The 14,456-nt window shown below is 69.4% G+C and carries 14 protein-coding genes; 6 read left to right on the plus strand and 8 right to left on the minus strand.

What is annotated here, in order from left to right:
• Positions 1 to 126: 126 nt before the first annotated feature.
• Positions 127 to 591, plus strand: coding sequence for an alpha/beta fold hydrolase (locus ACIA8R_RS33140; protein WP_397042029.1), 465 nt, complete (start codon positions 127 to 129; stop codon positions 589 to 591).
• Between the two features lie 191 nt (positions 592 to 782).
• On the plus strand, positions 783 to 1,169 hold the full coding sequence (locus ACIA8R_RS33145) for a hypothetical protein (RefSeq protein ID WP_397041893.1): 387 nt from the start codon (positions 783 to 785) through the stop codon (positions 1,167 to 1,169).
• A gap of 35 nt (positions 1,170 to 1,204) precedes the next feature.
• Here the strand turns inward: ACIA8R_RS33145 and ACIA8R_RS33150 are convergent, their stop codons facing one another.
• Positions 1,205 to 2,365 (minus strand): FAD-dependent monooxygenase, encoded by a 1,161-nt coding sequence (locus ACIA8R_RS33150; RefSeq protein ID WP_397041894.1) that lies wholly within the window; start codon positions 2,363 to 2,365, stop codon positions 1,205 to 1,207.
• 202 nt (positions 2,366 to 2,567) lie between these two features.
• Between ACIA8R_RS33150 and ACIA8R_RS33155 the strand changes: the two genes are divergently transcribed.
• Positions 2,568 to 3,470, plus strand: a complete 903-nt coding sequence (locus tag ACIA8R_RS33155; protein WP_397041895.1) for a hypothetical protein — start codon at positions 2,568 to 2,570, stop codon at positions 3,468 to 3,470.
• Positions 3,471 to 4,224: 754 nt separating this feature from the next.
• On the opposite strand, the gene ACIA8R_RS33160 is transcribed toward ACIA8R_RS33155, so the two are convergent.
• The 3 genes from ACIA8R_RS33160 to ACIA8R_RS33170 all read right to left on the minus strand — a co-directional run bounded on the left by ACIA8R_RS33160 (position 4,225) and on the right by ACIA8R_RS33170 (position 6,096).
• Complete coding sequence (locus ACIA8R_RS33160; RefSeq protein ID WP_397041896.1) at positions 4,225 to 5,061, minus strand: phage minor capsid protein; 837 nt, start codon at positions 5,059 to 5,061, stop codon at positions 4,225 to 4,227.
• Positions 5,062 to 5,091: 30 nt separating this feature from the next.
• On the minus strand, positions 5,092 to 5,598 hold the full coding sequence (locus ACIA8R_RS33165) for a WGR domain-containing protein (RefSeq protein ID WP_397041897.1): 507 nt from the start codon (positions 5,596 to 5,598) through the stop codon (positions 5,092 to 5,094).
• A gap of 78 nt (positions 5,599 to 5,676) precedes the next feature.
• Positions 5,677 to 6,096, minus strand: coding sequence for a DUF1330 domain-containing protein (locus ACIA8R_RS33170; protein ID WP_397041898.1), 420 nt, complete (start codon positions 6,094 to 6,096; stop codon positions 5,677 to 5,679).
• A 172-nt stretch (positions 6,097 to 6,268) separates the two neighbouring features.
• On the opposite strand from ACIA8R_RS33170, the gene ACIA8R_RS33175 reads away from it, so the two are divergent.
• Complete coding sequence (locus tag ACIA8R_RS33175; protein ID WP_397041899.1) at positions 6,269 to 7,597, plus strand: protein kinase; 1,329 nt, start codon at positions 6,269 to 6,271, stop codon at positions 7,595 to 7,597.
• A 56-nt stretch (positions 7,598 to 7,653) separates the two neighbouring features.
• On the opposite strand, the gene ACIA8R_RS33180 is transcribed toward ACIA8R_RS33175, so the two are convergent.
• Positions 7,654 to 8,481, minus strand: a complete 828-nt coding sequence (locus ACIA8R_RS33180) for a MarR family winged helix-turn-helix transcriptional regulator (RefSeq protein WP_397041900.1) — start codon at positions 8,479 to 8,481, stop codon at positions 7,654 to 7,656.
• A gap of 315 nt (positions 8,482 to 8,796) precedes the next feature.
• Positions 8,797 to 9,387, minus strand: coding sequence for a hypothetical protein (locus ACIA8R_RS33185; RefSeq protein WP_364091573.1), 591 nt, complete (start codon positions 9,385 to 9,387; stop codon positions 8,797 to 8,799).
• 391 nt (positions 9,388 to 9,778) lie between these two features.
• Here ACIA8R_RS33185 and ACIA8R_RS33190 point away from each other — a divergent pair, with 391 nt between their 5' ends.
• Positions 9,779 to 10,096, plus strand: a complete 318-nt coding sequence (locus ACIA8R_RS33190; protein WP_397041901.1) for a serine hydrolase domain-containing protein — start codon at positions 9,779 to 9,781, stop codon at positions 10,094 to 10,096.
• Between the two features lie 81 nt (positions 10,097 to 10,177).
• Positions 10,178 to 10,438, plus strand: coding sequence for a hypothetical protein (locus ACIA8R_RS33195; RefSeq protein WP_397041902.1), 261 nt, complete (start codon positions 10,178 to 10,180; stop codon positions 10,436 to 10,438).
• Between the two features lie 96 nt (positions 10,439 to 10,534).
• Here the strand turns inward: ACIA8R_RS33195 and ACIA8R_RS33200 are convergent, their stop codons facing one another.
• Both ACIA8R_RS33200 and ACIA8R_RS33205 read right to left on the minus strand, forming a co-directional pair.
• Complete coding sequence (locus ACIA8R_RS33200) at positions 10,535 to 13,264, minus strand: S8 family serine peptidase (protein WP_397041903.1); 2,730 nt, start codon at positions 13,262 to 13,264, stop codon at positions 10,535 to 10,537.
• A gap of 1 nt (position 13,265) precedes the next feature.
• The gene (locus ACIA8R_RS33205; protein ID WP_364091562.1) at positions 13,266 to 14,456 is read right to left on the minus strand and encodes a hypothetical protein; all 1,191 of its coding nucleotides are present in this window, start codon (positions 14,454 to 14,456) and stop codon (positions 13,266 to 13,268) included.

A 14,456-nucleotide genomic window follows, 5' to 3' on the forward strand; every position in this document is an offset into this window, starting at 1 on the left:
CGAACATCGAGCACGTCCGCCTCTTGCACCGCTGTTTTCGTGTAAGCATTCAGCAGCTCAAGATCGCGATGGCGTGAGCAGCTCGTCATACGACGGGCGGCGATCCAGGGTCTTCGGCACCCGAAGATCACTCCACCGCGCAGGCGCTACCCGCTGCGCGACCTGGCCGGCGACGCCGCCTACGTCTCCAGCGTCATCGACACCATTCCCGGCCCGGTCATCCTGATCGGCCACTCCTACGGCGGCGCGGCCATCTCACTGCCGGCCACCATGGTGCTGGTGACGGCGAGCATGTACCTCGTCGGGACCTTCGGCCACGACGACAACTGGACCCATTTCCTGCCAGACATGATCATCGGTGGGGTCGGGCTCGGCTCACTCACAGCAGTCAACCAGGCCGCATCGCTGGCCTTCGCCTCGCAGGAGAACGCCTGCATGTCCAGTGCCACGTTCGGCACCCTGCGGCAGGTCGGCATGGCCACGGGCATCGCCGGGCTCGGTGCGGTGTTCAGCCACGTCGCTCAGAACAAGGCGGAATCCGGGCTCGCGGCGATCCCCGAGAGCGACGAGTCGGCCGCGTCAGCGCGCTGACCGGTCGGAACGCTCAATGCCCAAAGAGCAGGTGGCCGAAGCCCGCCCTCTTGACGTGCGCTGCGGTCAGGTGCCGTTTGGCGGATGCCGCGTGTGCGGTGCCGGACAACAGCGGGCAGGCGAGCGTCGTTGTGGCGCCGTGCCGAAAGAGGCTTGCATTCGGTCCCCAGGTACAGGCTTACCGTCGAGGCATGACGCAAGACATCACCCTTGACCGGGGATGGGCTCCCTCCGCCTGCACCCTGCCCACCGCCGAGCAGCCGCTGCGCGTGGCCGAGTTCGACGCCTTGTTCGCCGACGCGGTGCAGGGCCTGACGCGGCCGGAGAGCACCCGGCTGCGCCTCGATCTCGTCTTCGGCCCAGGCACCGCCGCCCGGACCGCCGAACTGACGGCTCGCGAGAACGGCTGCTGCTCCTTCTTCACCTTCACTCTGATCATCGCCGACGGCTGCCTGACCCTGGACGTGTCGGTGCCGCCCGAGCGCGTCGACGTGCTGGACGCGCTGCAGGCCCGCGCGGGCGCCGCAGCCACCCTGCGAGCTCCGGGGGACGATGGTGATGGACCGCATCAGCCGTGAGGACCTCTGCGGCGGCTGCTGACCTTCCTCCCTGCTCAGACGGTGCTGATCGGCGCCGGGTTCTCGGGGAGCCGCCAGTTGCCGCCGCGGTCCTCCTTCGAAAGGCGTGCGACGAGATCGGGAAGGCGCAGGAAGCAGGCCAGTGCGGTGGCGGCCTCGAAGGCGTCGATCGCACGCTGGGTCATCGGCATGCCCAGGCGCAGGAGACGCGGATTCACCTCGCCCTGGATCTCGTCGACGAAGGGCCGAAGCACGCTGTCGTAGTTCGCCAGTGCGGTCGGCAGGTCGCCCGGATGCCGGTTGATCTCGCCGGCCAGGACCACGCGGCCCTCGGACCAGGTGCCGGTCCGGACCTGGACGATCTCCTGGGAGTAGAAGAACGGGCTCGTCCGCATGCCGTCGATGAAGCGCTCGGTCTGCCAGCCCGCGTCGCGGAACCTGCTCGCCCAGAACTTCTGCTGACGCTCGACGGGTTCCCGGTGGATCGCCGAGGCTTCCTCGGATTCCTCCTGCATCACGAAGTACACCTGCGTCTCGGTCGGGTTGTGGCTGCGGCGCATGATCTGACGGCCACCCGGGACCATGCAGGTGTCCCGGAGGTTGCCGTCGGACGCGATGCGCGGGACGAACCAGTAGGCCATGTGGATGCCGACCCGCCAGTACGGGTCGCAGCCCGCGGGGAGGATCGCCCGCCGGATGCGCGATCCCTGCCCGTCCGCGCCGACCAGGAGGTCGAACTCGCCGGAGGACCCGTCGGAGAAGTGCGCGACGACCTTCTGTTCGTCCTGGTCGAAGCCGTCCATGCGCACGCCGAAGACGTACTCGGTGTCGTCCTTCGAGGCGTCGTGCAGGATGCGTACCAGGTCGCCGCGCATGATCTCGTACTCGGAGGTGAGGGTCTGCCGGCCCTGGCCGGAGGTGTTGGCCATGATCGTCGCCTTGGTCCTGCCGCGGACGCCCGCCTCGTCCACCAGCTTGCCGCGGACGGCGTCAAGAAGCCCCATCCGTTCGACGGCCTCGATGCCCTGTCCTCGGAGGTCGACCTGCGCCCCGGCGGCCCGCAGCACCGGGAAACGTTCGACGACGGTCCCCCTGTGGCCGCCCCGCGTGAGCCAGAAGGCCGGCGCCTGGCCCGCTATCCCGCCGCCGGCGACGAGGACCCGCAGGGGGGTACGGCCGGAGTACGCCAGAAACACACCGCGGGCTGGCAACTGATCGTTAGGGTGAGTGCCGTCATGTTGGTGGTGGTCTGGGAGGTTGTGGGTGACCTCGATAAACCGGACCGCATATCCGCGATCTCCGCGGGTGGTCACGGCGCGGGATCTGGCGGAGAACTTCACGCCGGTTGATGCCGAGGTGGCCTGGGCGCGGCCGCACGCAGGATGAGATCATCTGCTGATGCTGGTGGTGTGGCTGAAGTCCCATCAGCGGCTGGGGTACTTCCCGAAGATCGGCGAGATGCCGACGGCCGTGGCCGGGCATGTGCGTGAAGCGCTGGGGCTGGCGGAGGAGGTGAAGTTGCGGCAGGCGGCTGCGATGACGGCCAGCCGGCGCAGCGAGTTCGATCGGCTGAAGGACGTAGCCAAGGCGGCGTCGTTGGGCAAGTTCAAGGAGCGCCTGGCTCTGCTGGGTGACATCGACGCGCTCGGGCCGACCGGGACGTGGCTGCAGAGCGTGCCGCCGGGCAAGGCCGCCCATTTCGCGGGGGAAGCGCGGGTCACCGACGCGGCCGACATGCGCAAGGTGGGCGAGGACAAGCGGCTGACGCTGCTGGCGAGCTTCGTCCACACGGTGGCCATCGGGATCCGCGATGACGTGGCGACCATGTTCTGCAAGCGCATGGCGGCCATCCACAAGAAAGGGCGCGATCAGCTGGAAGCGCTGCGCGAAGCTCATCGGGCCGAGTCTGAACGCCTGCTCGGGGTGTTCGGTGACGTACTGTCGGCCGTTCGCGACGCCCTGGTCCTGGAAGAGAGCAGCACGCCGGAGGGCGACCAGATCTCACCGCAGCAGCCAAAGGGGCCGGCGCACGGGGCGGGGCCCGAGGTCGCCGAACGGGCCGGGCACCTGGTGCTGAAGACGCTGGAGCGGGCCGGCGGCGTGGAGGCGCTGACCGGGGCCCATGAGGCGATCTCGGCGCATCACAGCAACAACTATCTGCCATTGCTGGAGCAGTACTACCAGAGGGCTGCTGGTCGGGCTGCGTGGCCTCGGCCGAGTCGGGAGCGCCGCCCTGTTGCGGCTCGCCCTGCGGCTGACCTTCGCCCCTTCCCTCTCCCTCGGGCGCTCCTCCGGCGATGAGCCGGATCGGCTGGCCGTTCTTGCGGTAGCCGATGATCGCGCCAGGCGTCGTCGGCAACATCGAGTGATCGAACATCGCAGGCCCTCCCGGAGCCGGACATGAGAAAGGGCCCGCGCCAGGCGGACCCGGAATAATTCGATCCTGCTAGAGGTGGCATGACACAGCGCCGCATCAAGCAGGCGAGGCCAAATTGGCAGCAAGCCGCGTAAATCGCCAGGTCGAACAGCACATCAGCCCTGGTCGCTTGCTTGTCCATGATGTCAAGTCGCCGTTTATGGGGACATTGGTTCGGGACACACCTGGAGAATTCACTCATCGGGTGTGGTGTATTCGGGGACTGACACACACGGGGACTTCCTCGTTTAATGAAGAACTGTCAGCAACTTTCTCTTGGAAAGGCAGGCCAGCGTGCGCATACCAACGCGAGCGCTCAAGCTCGCCCTCGCGGCAGCAACTATCGCCGCCCCCATCGCGCTCGTCGCCCCAACTCCAGCCTTGGCCGGGGAGCTTCCCTGGTGTACGGCCGGAGTAGACGGCGGCAGACGAGGAATGCTCAATTGCAGTGGAGCAGCCGGGCATGTCCGGCTGATCACACACTGTTCCTGGGCGCTCTGGGCCGACAGCGGGTGGCTGTGGAAGAACGAGGGTTCGTTCCACTACGAGAACGAATGCCTTGGCCACGCAGATGCGGCAGAGTGGTCAGCTTCTCCGTGATCACGGCATGGGTGCAGGGCCAGCGCCCGCACATGATCGCTAGATCCGCTCGCGATCACCTCTCCGAGGCATGCCAGCGTCGTGGCTGAGCTGAGTCAGCCGATTTTCCAGAGCGGCAACACGAGCACCGGCCTTGCGCCGGTGCTCCGTGTCGAGCGCTACCGCCGCCTGCCGTTTCGCGCCACGCAGCTCGGACTCCAGGCGGCGCATCTTCTGGGCCGCCTGGTAGTCGCCGCGGTGCCGGATCGGCGGCGGCGGCCGGGTCGCGCCCGGCAGGTAGCCGCTGAGCGTGTGCCCGCAGCCGGGATGCAGCAGGCCGGCGGCGCGGGCCTGGGCGACGGTGCCCTCCACGAGCACGTCCACCATGTCGTCGGACACGGCGGACTCAACCTGCCGGAAGCCGATCGGCCCGTCCTGCGACAGGATCTTCCCCTCCCAGAGGGCGCACCGCGGGCACGTGAACGGCAGCCGAGACACGATCATGAGGTCGATGCCGTTCTCGGCGAGCGTGGCGAGGTGGCCGTCCGTCGCGGCCTGCGCCATCGCGGCCCGCGCCGCCGCTTCGGCGTACGCGGTCACCGACCAGACGCGGCCGGAGGAGTCGGTGAACCCGGTGATGCCCCGGCGGGCCACCTTGTCCAGCGCGCGGGCCTGCGCCTCGCGGCGGGAGATCGCGCCGGTGAGCGCCTGCGCGGCCACCTCGTTGACGATCTGCCTGAAGATGAACTCCGGCGCCGACCGCATGCCCGGCTGGGCGGAGGCGATCAGCCGCGTGGCGCGGCGGGCGATCTCTATGACGCCCTGCCCCTGCGGGATGCCCTTGCGGGAGCTGAGCCGTTCCGATCTTTGGTGGCGCGTTCCGCGCCGCGCCGCCACGCCGCGTTGACCCCGGTCGTCACCAGCCGTTCAGACAAGCGTTCCAGCCGACCGGCCTGCGGGCAGCGACGCCGCCGCCGCCCCCGCCGATGCGAGCGCCGGATCCGGGCACGTCGCCACCATGTCGGCGAGCATCTTCCCGCATTTGTCCAGCTCGGCGGCCAGCTTCTCCGGCGCGCTCGCATCCGGCCGCTTCACCGAGACCTTCGCTCCGCCCCGCCGGGGGTGGAGAGCGCGCAACCAGGTGGGCGGCAACGTCAGCCGGTCCTCGTCCTCGACGCCGCCGGCGGCCGCGGGCGAAGCCTCCTGCGGTAAGGGGGCCGTTTCGTCCTCCGTGTAGCCCTTGCGTAACTTCTCCGCCACCAGCTTGTCCGCGGCAGCCGTGGCGGCGGCGGCCGAGCCGAACGACTTGACCTGCGTCTGACCGGCCGCGCCCATCCGTCCATACCGGATGTGCAGCTCCACGCCGTCCTGGCGCACCTCCCAGAACTTGGCCGAACCCCCGCCGACGAACGCCAGCGTGCGCTCCACGCTCATGCCGATACCTCCCCCCTGCCTGCTCTTGATCGACAGCGGCGAGTATGGCGAGAACGACCGACAAAGTCGCGCGGAAGGTCAGACGGGGAGGCCCTCGGCGGCGGTGGTCTCGCGCTCGGCACGCGTGCCGTGGTCGTTCCCGACGACCTGTTCGGACAGGGCCGCCGTCTCCCGTACGGCGGTGACGGCCGCCGTGGGGAGGTAGTCGTCGGGCAGACCGTCGACCATGATGATGTCGCCCTCGATGTGCCGCGAGCGCAGCGGTGCGATCTCCCGGTACGCGGGAGAGTCCCACCATGCCCGTGCCTCGGCGATGCCCGGGAACCCCAGCATCACGACATGGCCGGGCCAGTTGCCTTCCTTCACCTCGTGCTGGGTGGCATGGACGAGGTAGCGGCCGCCGTACGGCTCGAAGGTGGTGGGGAGCCGTTCCATGTACTCGGCGATCTCCGGATGCGGGGCCGCCTCCTGCAGGTGGGCGATGACGTAGGCGGGCATGGTGTCCTCCTGGTGCAGCCGTGTTCGGTGCTGCCGATCCTGACACGCACCTCGTAGGCAGGGCGATTACCTGACAGGTAGGCGATCAGGTGCAGCAAACGGGCATGCTCCGATGACGGTGGCTTGTACGCTGATCATCTGTTCGGGCCAGGGCGATGGCAGGAGACGGGGCATGACTTCGAGGCTGGCCGGTTACGTGGTCGGCGGGCGCTACCGGCTTGCGGACGAACTGGGGTCCGGTGGTTTCGGACGGGTCTGGCGGGCTCGCGACGAGACCCTCGACGTGGACGTCGCGATCAAGGAACTGCGGCTGCCGCCCTGGATTCCGGAAACCGAACGGGCCGAGCGGCTGGCGCGCGCCACACGCGAGGCACGCAACGCCGCCCGGTTGCGCCAGCACGACGGCATCGTCGCGATCCACGACGTCGTCATCGAGGACGGCCTTCCCTGGATCGTCATGGAACTGATCGAGGGTTGCTCGCTGAGCGAGTACGTCGAGGAGCACGGACCTCTTCCGATGGACAGGGCCGTCGAAGTCGCCGCGGCACTGCTGACGTCGATCGGCGCAGCACACCGGGAAGGCGTCGTGCACCGCGACATCAAACCGGCCAACGTGATGCTCGCCGAGAACGGAAAGGTCCTGCTCACGGACTTCGGGACAGCGATCCACCACACCGATTCCGCACTGACCGCCACCGGGATGTTCATCGGCTCGGCGGAGTACATGGCGCCCGAGCGGTTGCGCGGCAGTGACGGCCTTCCCGCCGGGGATCTGTTCTCCCTCGGTGTGACCCTCTACCAGGCGGTGGAGGGCGTCTCACCGTTCCGCCGCGACACCCAGGAAGCGACCTTGGCCGCGGTGCTGCTGGACGAGGCCCCGGCACCGCAACGCACCGGACCGCTCACGCGGCTCATCACCCGGCTGCTGGACAAGGACCCGGGCCGCAGGCCGACGGTCGACGAGGCGCTGGCCATGGCAGGTGCGCGGTCCGCGACCACGGTCCACGTGCGGCGCGACACCAAGATCCTCCCAGTCCGGACGAGGGAGGGGGGACGCTCAGGCGTCGCCGCGCTGATCGTGGCCATGACAGCGGTGGTGGGCCTGACGGCGCTCGGCGTCGCAGGACTCCCCGATGCCGGCGGCACGTGGGAGCACTTCGAGCGCTTCAGGGACGACACCGCACTGATCGTCGCCGTTGCCGATGTCGTCATCACCGGCTTGCTGTGCGCCAGTCTCGCGCGGTTCCTGCCGAAGAACGCCGGCAGGACCGTGACCGCTGTCGCCGGTGTCGCCGGGCTCGTCTTCGGCTGTGGCGCGACCGCTTTCGCCTTCCACGGCGCCGGCGAAACCCTCCGGAACATGATGGAGTTGCCCGGACGAGATGCCGCGACGGTGTCGCTGGCCCTGATCAGCATCGTCGTCCTCGTCGCTGCGGGGGCGGCCTGGACCTCGCATCGCACCGATCGACGCGGAGGGATCAGAGGTCGAACACGATCCTGATCGCCCGCACTGCCGTACGTCACGCCGTCGCGCCACTCGCCCGCATGGGCACTCGCTCAGTTGTCGAAGGCCCATGCCGCGGCGGCGATCGGCTGGAGCCCCGCGGCCAGCTCGTCGAGCTCGTCCGCGCTGAGCACGTCGTACGCGGGGGCGGCCAGGTCGTCGGTGAGCGCCTCGATCCGCTGCTTGGTCTCCCGGCCGGCGGGGGTGAATCCGCCGGCGGCGTCCACGAGGCCGCGGTCGCGCAGCCCGTCGACCACGGCGGCCAGCTGAGCCTTGGGCAGGTGGTGGACGCGGCCGAACTCCTCCGCCCTCATTCCGAGGGAGAGGGCCATGAGGACGTGGGCCTCGGTGCCGCCGATGCCGTGGGCGAGAAGGGCGGCGTTGTGGCCGTCCCCTCGGTGTTCCCGCAGCAGCGTCGCCACGTGCCAGAGCCTGGCCACCGGCTCTTCGGGCACGTCGAGCGCGCGCAGCCCGGCGTACAGTGGCCGGCCCTCGGTCGGCGCGCTGAACGCTGCTCGGATGGCGAGGTCGGTGGCCCGCACCAGACCGGGCGAATCGGCCAGCTCCCCGATCATCTGCCGTAGGGCGGCGGCGCTGCCCCGTTCGCGCAGGGTGATCGCCTCCTGCGGGGTGATCTTTCCCCACACCCACGGGATGTGGCGTGCCACCTCGCCGTCGGCGAAGTTGTAGAAGACCGCGTGCACGACCTCGGACGGTGCCGTCCCCAGGGGCGCGGCCCGGCCCGCGAAGTATCCGTCCCAGTAGTTGCGCATGCCGACGGCCAGGAACGCCTCGTTCGCCACCTCGGAGAAGGTCGCGGTGGCGATCGGCTCGACGAGCTCGGCCATGTGGCGGATCTTGGCCTGTGGGTGCTGCTGCATCGGTCGGCATCTCTCTTCGTCGTGACGGCTGGTCGTGACAGCGCCCTTGTGGGGCGGCCGTTCACCTTGGCTACGAACGCCGCGGCCCAGATACGACAACCCCGGTCGAAAATTTTTGGGTCGATTCTGCCAGGCAGCGTCGGGATGCCACCCAAACTCGGTCACCGCTCGGTCATGGCGGTCATCCGTCCACGCATGGAGCCCACGTCCGCGGGCATCCAGGGATCTCCCGTCCTGGCGAGAGGGCTCCGCACGGAGAGGAGCCCCCGGCCCTCTCACAGTTCATGGGGACCGGGGGCTCGCGGGGGTGCCTGTTCAGGCGGTGGGGGTCTGCTTCACGTAGCTGACCTCGACGTTCAGGTAGGTCGCGACGCCGTAGTCATGGCCGCGGATGGCCAGGAGGTTGCAGCGCTCCAGGTGTCTGACGGGTATGACGACGTTGATCGCGCCCGCGGCGCAGCCGCCGCTCCTGACGGTCTGAACGAGGCGGCCGTTGAAGTAGACCCGCGCGTCGTTGTCGATCGTTCCTTGGATGCGGACCTGCTGTGCGTCGCGCGGGATGTGCACCCAATGGCGTACCAGGATGTCGGTGTTCACCGCCCAGGACGTCTTGACGTTGGTGGAGTTGTTCCAGGCGCAGGTGCCGTTGGTGGTGCCGAAGCCTTCTTGTCCGCTCGCCCAGTCACTGTCATCGAAATTCGGATCGTAGAAACGCGGGGCATTGGTCCCGGGCGGCACCTGGAGGTATTTCCAGTCGGTGCTGTTGTAGCCGAGTACGGTGACGACATTCTGTCGCATTCCGGTCAGGGAGGCTGACGCCGATGCCGGAGCGGGCAGGGCCACGGTGGCCAGCAGCGAGCCGACCGCGAGGCCGGCGGGAAGGAAACGCAGCAGTTTTTTGAACATGGCGATCTTCCTCCGTCGATTGTTCGAAATGTCGATCCTGTGGCCGCCGAAAAGGACATGTCTATCCATGTCGCAATTCTGCCGCCTTACATCCCGGCCGGAATGGGTAAATCGAATCATAATCTCATCACGCGCGGACACGTTAGGCAATGGCCAAGAAAGGCCGACGAGAATGGGCGGGCGCAATTATGAGCAAAGAGGAAATTTTCCGATATGCCGATTATGAGTGCCGTCCTCTCGACCGGAGCCGAGAAACATCGACACAGCCGCCACCAAGGCGCTCTGGTACGAATCGCGCGTTCGCGCTACTGGCGAACAAGTCCGGGGCGACGCGGCTCGGCTTCGGTACGGTTCGGTCGAGCCGGGGATCCCTGCAGCGGGCAAGGAGTGGGTGGACAACCGGTTCAAGACCTACCAGCCGGAGGAGCTGGTGCGCTTCGCGATGTCCAGGCCGGCGCGGTTCGAGCCGGGAAAGGGCTGGAGCTACTCCAACACCAACTACACACTGGCCCAGCTGCTGATCGAGAAGGTCACCGGCCACTCGATCGCCGAGGAGATGAAGCGACGGATCCTGCGGCCGCTCAAGCTGCGAGGCACCGTGGTGCCGGATCCACGGATCTCCCCCACCCGCACGCCCACGGCTCCTACCGCTACCAGGACGCCGGCCAGTGGAAGGTGGTCGACGTCACCCGCCAGAACCCCTCCATGACGGCCGGCGCCGGTGACATGATCTCGACCACCGGCGTTCAACTCGTAATCATCTACGTGAGACTGGCCTGATTTCACGTACATGAGCGATCACGTCCGCGCGGCGACCAGAAGAACCGTCCGCCGGGACGGTGCGCGACTCCGGCACGTTATCCGGTACATCGTCGCCGAGGTCGCGGCGGCCGGCATGAGCGCCGCGCCGAAGATCACCGCCCTGCGCGGTGAAGGCGTCAGCCTCGCCGTGGCCGCCGACGCCTTTCTCGCCACGCCGCGCACGGTCAACCCCGACCCCCACCGCGCCTACGCCTCGGCCATCGACCGCGTTGCCGCCGCGGCTGGCTGACGGACGACGCCGGGCAGGCCCCCAGCACGGAGACCCTTGGAACGGGCGGCGCAGACGTGCCGCGCCCCCGGCAGAGGGCTGCCGGGGGCGCGGGGATCAGGATGACGCGAGCTTCACATCGAGCCCGGTGATCCGGTCGACGGCGACGGCGGCGGTGGCGGTCGTGGCGGCGTAGCCGCTCTTGGTGACCGTCACCTCCTGATCACCGGTCTGGGCGGAGAACAGCCAGTAGGCGCCAAAGGCGTCGGTGGTGGCCGTGCGCCCGTCGGAGGCGACCGCCGCCCCCTGCACGGGCTTGCCGGTGGCGGCATCGGTGACCGTGCCGGTCACCAGGCCGCCATTGACCTTCTGGCAGGTGCGGTCACCGACGTAGACGTCGTCGATCGCCCACCAGCCCGAGCGGTTGCCCCGGTAGTGGAAGCGGACCTGGGCCTTGGTCTTCCCCGCCGCCTGCGGCATCGCCACCACCTGCGCGGCCGGGCCGGAAGCGCCGGGGAAGCCCTTACGGGTCCACACCGTCGTCCAGGTACGCCCGCCGTCCAGGCTGAGGTCGGCCCAGGCGATGGCGTTCACGCCGGGCTTGAGGTCGCCCGCGAACTCCAGCACCGGGCTGGTGTGCTTGGCCAGGTTCAGCACCGGGCTGGTCAGGTAGGTGTCCTGGACATGCCCCTTGCCGGAGTGGTCGGAGTCGACGATGGCGAACCTGCCGCTCCCGCCGGTCCGGTTCTCCCGGGCGCCGGGGTTGTCGAAGACCCAGCCCGGCTGGTGGTCGAACCCGGGGAATCCGGGATCGACATTGGTGACCTGCCACCCGGTGGGCTTGCCCGAGCTGAACGGCTCGGGCGTGCCCGCCCTGCTCGCCAGGTAGCCGGGGGCCACGCACGCGAGGGCGGCGGGCAGGGCGGCGTCCACGGTCTGGTTCTCCGCCCCCAGACTGACCTTCCTGCTGACCGGGTCGTAGCCGGGTGCGCCCGGGGTGATGCGCAGCGTGTAGTCGGTGGCGGGCAGCAGGGACAGGGAGTAGTGGCCGGTGATCGCGTCGGCGGTGGCGTCCCACGTGTGGCCCTTGCCGTCGTCGGCGGTCACCTTGGCGCCCAGCGGCCAGCCGTGGCCGGAGCCGTCGGTGAGCGTGCCGGACAGGGTCTTGCGCTGGGTCGGGGTGAGCGGGACGTCCTGCTTGATCGAGCCGTCCTTGGTCACCTTGATCGCCACGGTGGCGTCCTGGTAGCCGTAGGCGCTCACCTTGAGCTGGTAGTCACCGGCCAGCAGCTTGAAGGTGTACGTGCCGTCCTCTCCGGAGGTGGACTGGCGGTTGAGCTGCCCGTTCAGCGACACGGTGGCGTCCTTGAGCGGCTCGCCGGTGGCGGCGTCGGTGACGGTGCCCGAAAGCGTGCCCAGGCCCTGGGCGCCCGCCTGCACCAGCGCCAGCGCGTCCAGGCGGCCCTCGCCGTAGACGTTGTTGTTGGCCGCGTCGCCGCCGCACTGCGGGTCGGCGGTGTCGATGGCGGTCAGGTCCAGCAGCGTGCGGGTGCCCTCGATGTCGCGGGCCAGCGACGGGTTGGCCGACCAGAGCAGGGCCACCGCGCCCGACGCGTGCGGCGTGGCCATCGAGGTGCCCGACATCAAGAGGTAGCCTCCGCCCTTGACCGAGGAGCGGACGTCCACGCCGGGAGCCGAGATGTCGGGCTTGATCTGCCCGTCCTGGCCGTCTCCCCGGCTGGAGAAGCTGGCGATCTTGTTGTTGCTGTCGTAGGCGCCCACGGAGTAGTTGAGCGTACGGCTGCCCGGGGTGCCCGAGGTCCGGCACTCGGGCCCTTCGTTGCCGTTGGCCCACATGCCGAAGATGCCGGACGCCGCCCAGGCCTCCTGGATCTCCTCGAACATCGGCTCGTTGGAGGGCAGGTCGCTGCCCCAGGAGTTGTTGACGATGTGCGGGCGCTTGGCCGGGTCGGGGTTCTGCCCGGCCGCGTCGGTGGGCGCCAGCATCCACTGGCTGGCCCGCATCAGGTCCAGGTCGCTGCAGCCGCCGGCCTGGCAGCCGCTGGCGGCGATCCACTTGGCCTTGGGCGCGACGCCGATCTGGTTGCCCTTGCCGTCGTCGCCCACCATGGTGCCCATGGTGTGCGAGCCGTGGTTGTGGCCGTCGCACGGGCCGGGCTCGTCGCAGTTCCCGGCCGCGTCGTACCAGTTGTAGTCGTGGGTGAAGGTGCCGTCGCCGTTGTTGCCCCGGTAGGAGCCGATCAGCGCCGGGTGGGTGTACTCCACGCCGGTGTCGACGTTGGCCACGACGATGTCCTCGCCGCGCACGCCGTACTGCTGCCACACCTGGTCGGCCTTGATGTTGGCGATGCCCCACTCCACGGCGGCGGCCGTCGCGGCGGCGCCCTTGGTCTCCACCGGCAGGGCCACCGGGTAGGTTCTGGGCGCCCGGACCTCGCTCACCCCGTCCATCTTCGCCAGCTTTTCGGCCAGCTTCAGGGGCACGTCGCGGACGTACACGGCGTTGGCCGCCCAGAACGTCTCGCTCTTGCGGCCCTCGGCCTTCAGCAGCTTGCGCAGCGGGGCCTGCGAGCGGTCGGCCGTGTCGCGCAGGGCGCGCACGACCTGCTCGCCGCGCGCGGTGCGGGTCCTGGCCCGCTCGGCGCTCTTGGTGTCGGCCTTGTCGGACAGCAGCACCCACAGGTCGGTGCGGTCCTTGGCGGCGTAGGCCGCGAGCACTTCCCCGCCCAGCGGACGCGGATCAGCCGGCGCGGCGGCCGCCGCCGCGGCGGGGGCCAGGAGGGAGGCGGCCATGAGCGCGCCCACCGCTGAAGTGATGATTTTCATGTCAGCGTCCTTCGCAGCTCAGGTGCGCGACGAGTGGCTGTGACGTGGTCTCCCAGCCAGTGCCGTTGAGAATCTGACCGCTCGCCCAGACGTCCTTGGGCCCGGAGCCGGTCAGCGCGGTGTAGATGTACGCCGAGCCGGGCGCCTGGACGCCCTCGGGCCGCACGTCCGTCCAGGACTTGCCGTCCCAGTGCTGCAGCGGGGGCTGCGACGAGCCGTCGGCCGGCGACGTCGCGGTGATCCACACGTCGTTGGGGCCCGCGGCGTAGACAGAGAAGGGCGAGGTCCAGGCCGCCGACGGCGTGGGCGCGGCACTCCAGGACTTGCCGTCCCAGTGCAGCGCCACGGGGGCGAAGGTGCCCGGCTTCCGCTCGTAGCCGACCGCCCAGACGTCGTCGGCGGCACGAGCGCTGACGGAGACGAGCTCGGCGAGCAGCCCGGGCACGCCGGGCATTTCCCTCCACGCCTTCCCGTCGTAGTGCAGGATCAGCGACTCGATCTGCGCGGGGTCGGTGTACTGTCTGCCGACCGCCCAGACGTCGTCACGGGACCGCGCGTGCACAGCGCGCAGGGTCGCGTTCGCCCGGGTCATCGCCGGGTGGTCGACGTTCTTCCAGACTCTGCCGTTCCACTGCTGGATGGCGGCGCCGGCGGAGTCCGCGCTCTGTGTGGTGTACTCACCGACGGTCCAGGCGACCGAGGGCGAGACCGAGTCGATGGACTGAAGATTGGGCCTGGTCGCGGTGGGGTCGGGGGAGATCGCGGTGGGCACGAAGGTCCACCGCCCGCCGTCCAGGCGCGCGAAGACCGGGACACCGCTGCCGAAGGTGTCGCCGTAGCGGAACTGGTAGCGCGCCCACCCGCTGGACGTCGAGTCGAAGGTCGTCTCCCAGGCGCCGCCAGGGGCCATGGCCGCGTGCGGGATCTGCTTGGGCAGGAGCTTGACCGACCTGCCGTCCGAGGTCAGGGTGGCGGAGGTGCGGTCACCCTCGGTGGTGAACACCGCCTGCTTGGATGAGACGGACGACGCGTGGGCCACCGAGACGCCGCCGTCGGGGATGGCGGGCACGTCGAGCAACTTCCAGGTGGGGGTGCAGGCGGCGGCCGAGGCCGCCGTCGCCGCGCCGGTCGTGAGCGCGGTGGTCAATGCCGTCGCCGCCAGGGCGACCGCGGTTCTGCGTATGCTGCGCAC

Source organism: Nonomuraea sp. NPDC051191 (assembly GCF_044455665.1).
Classification (GTDB): Bacteria; Actinomycetota; Actinomycetes; order Streptosporangiales; family Streptosporangiaceae; genus Nonomuraea.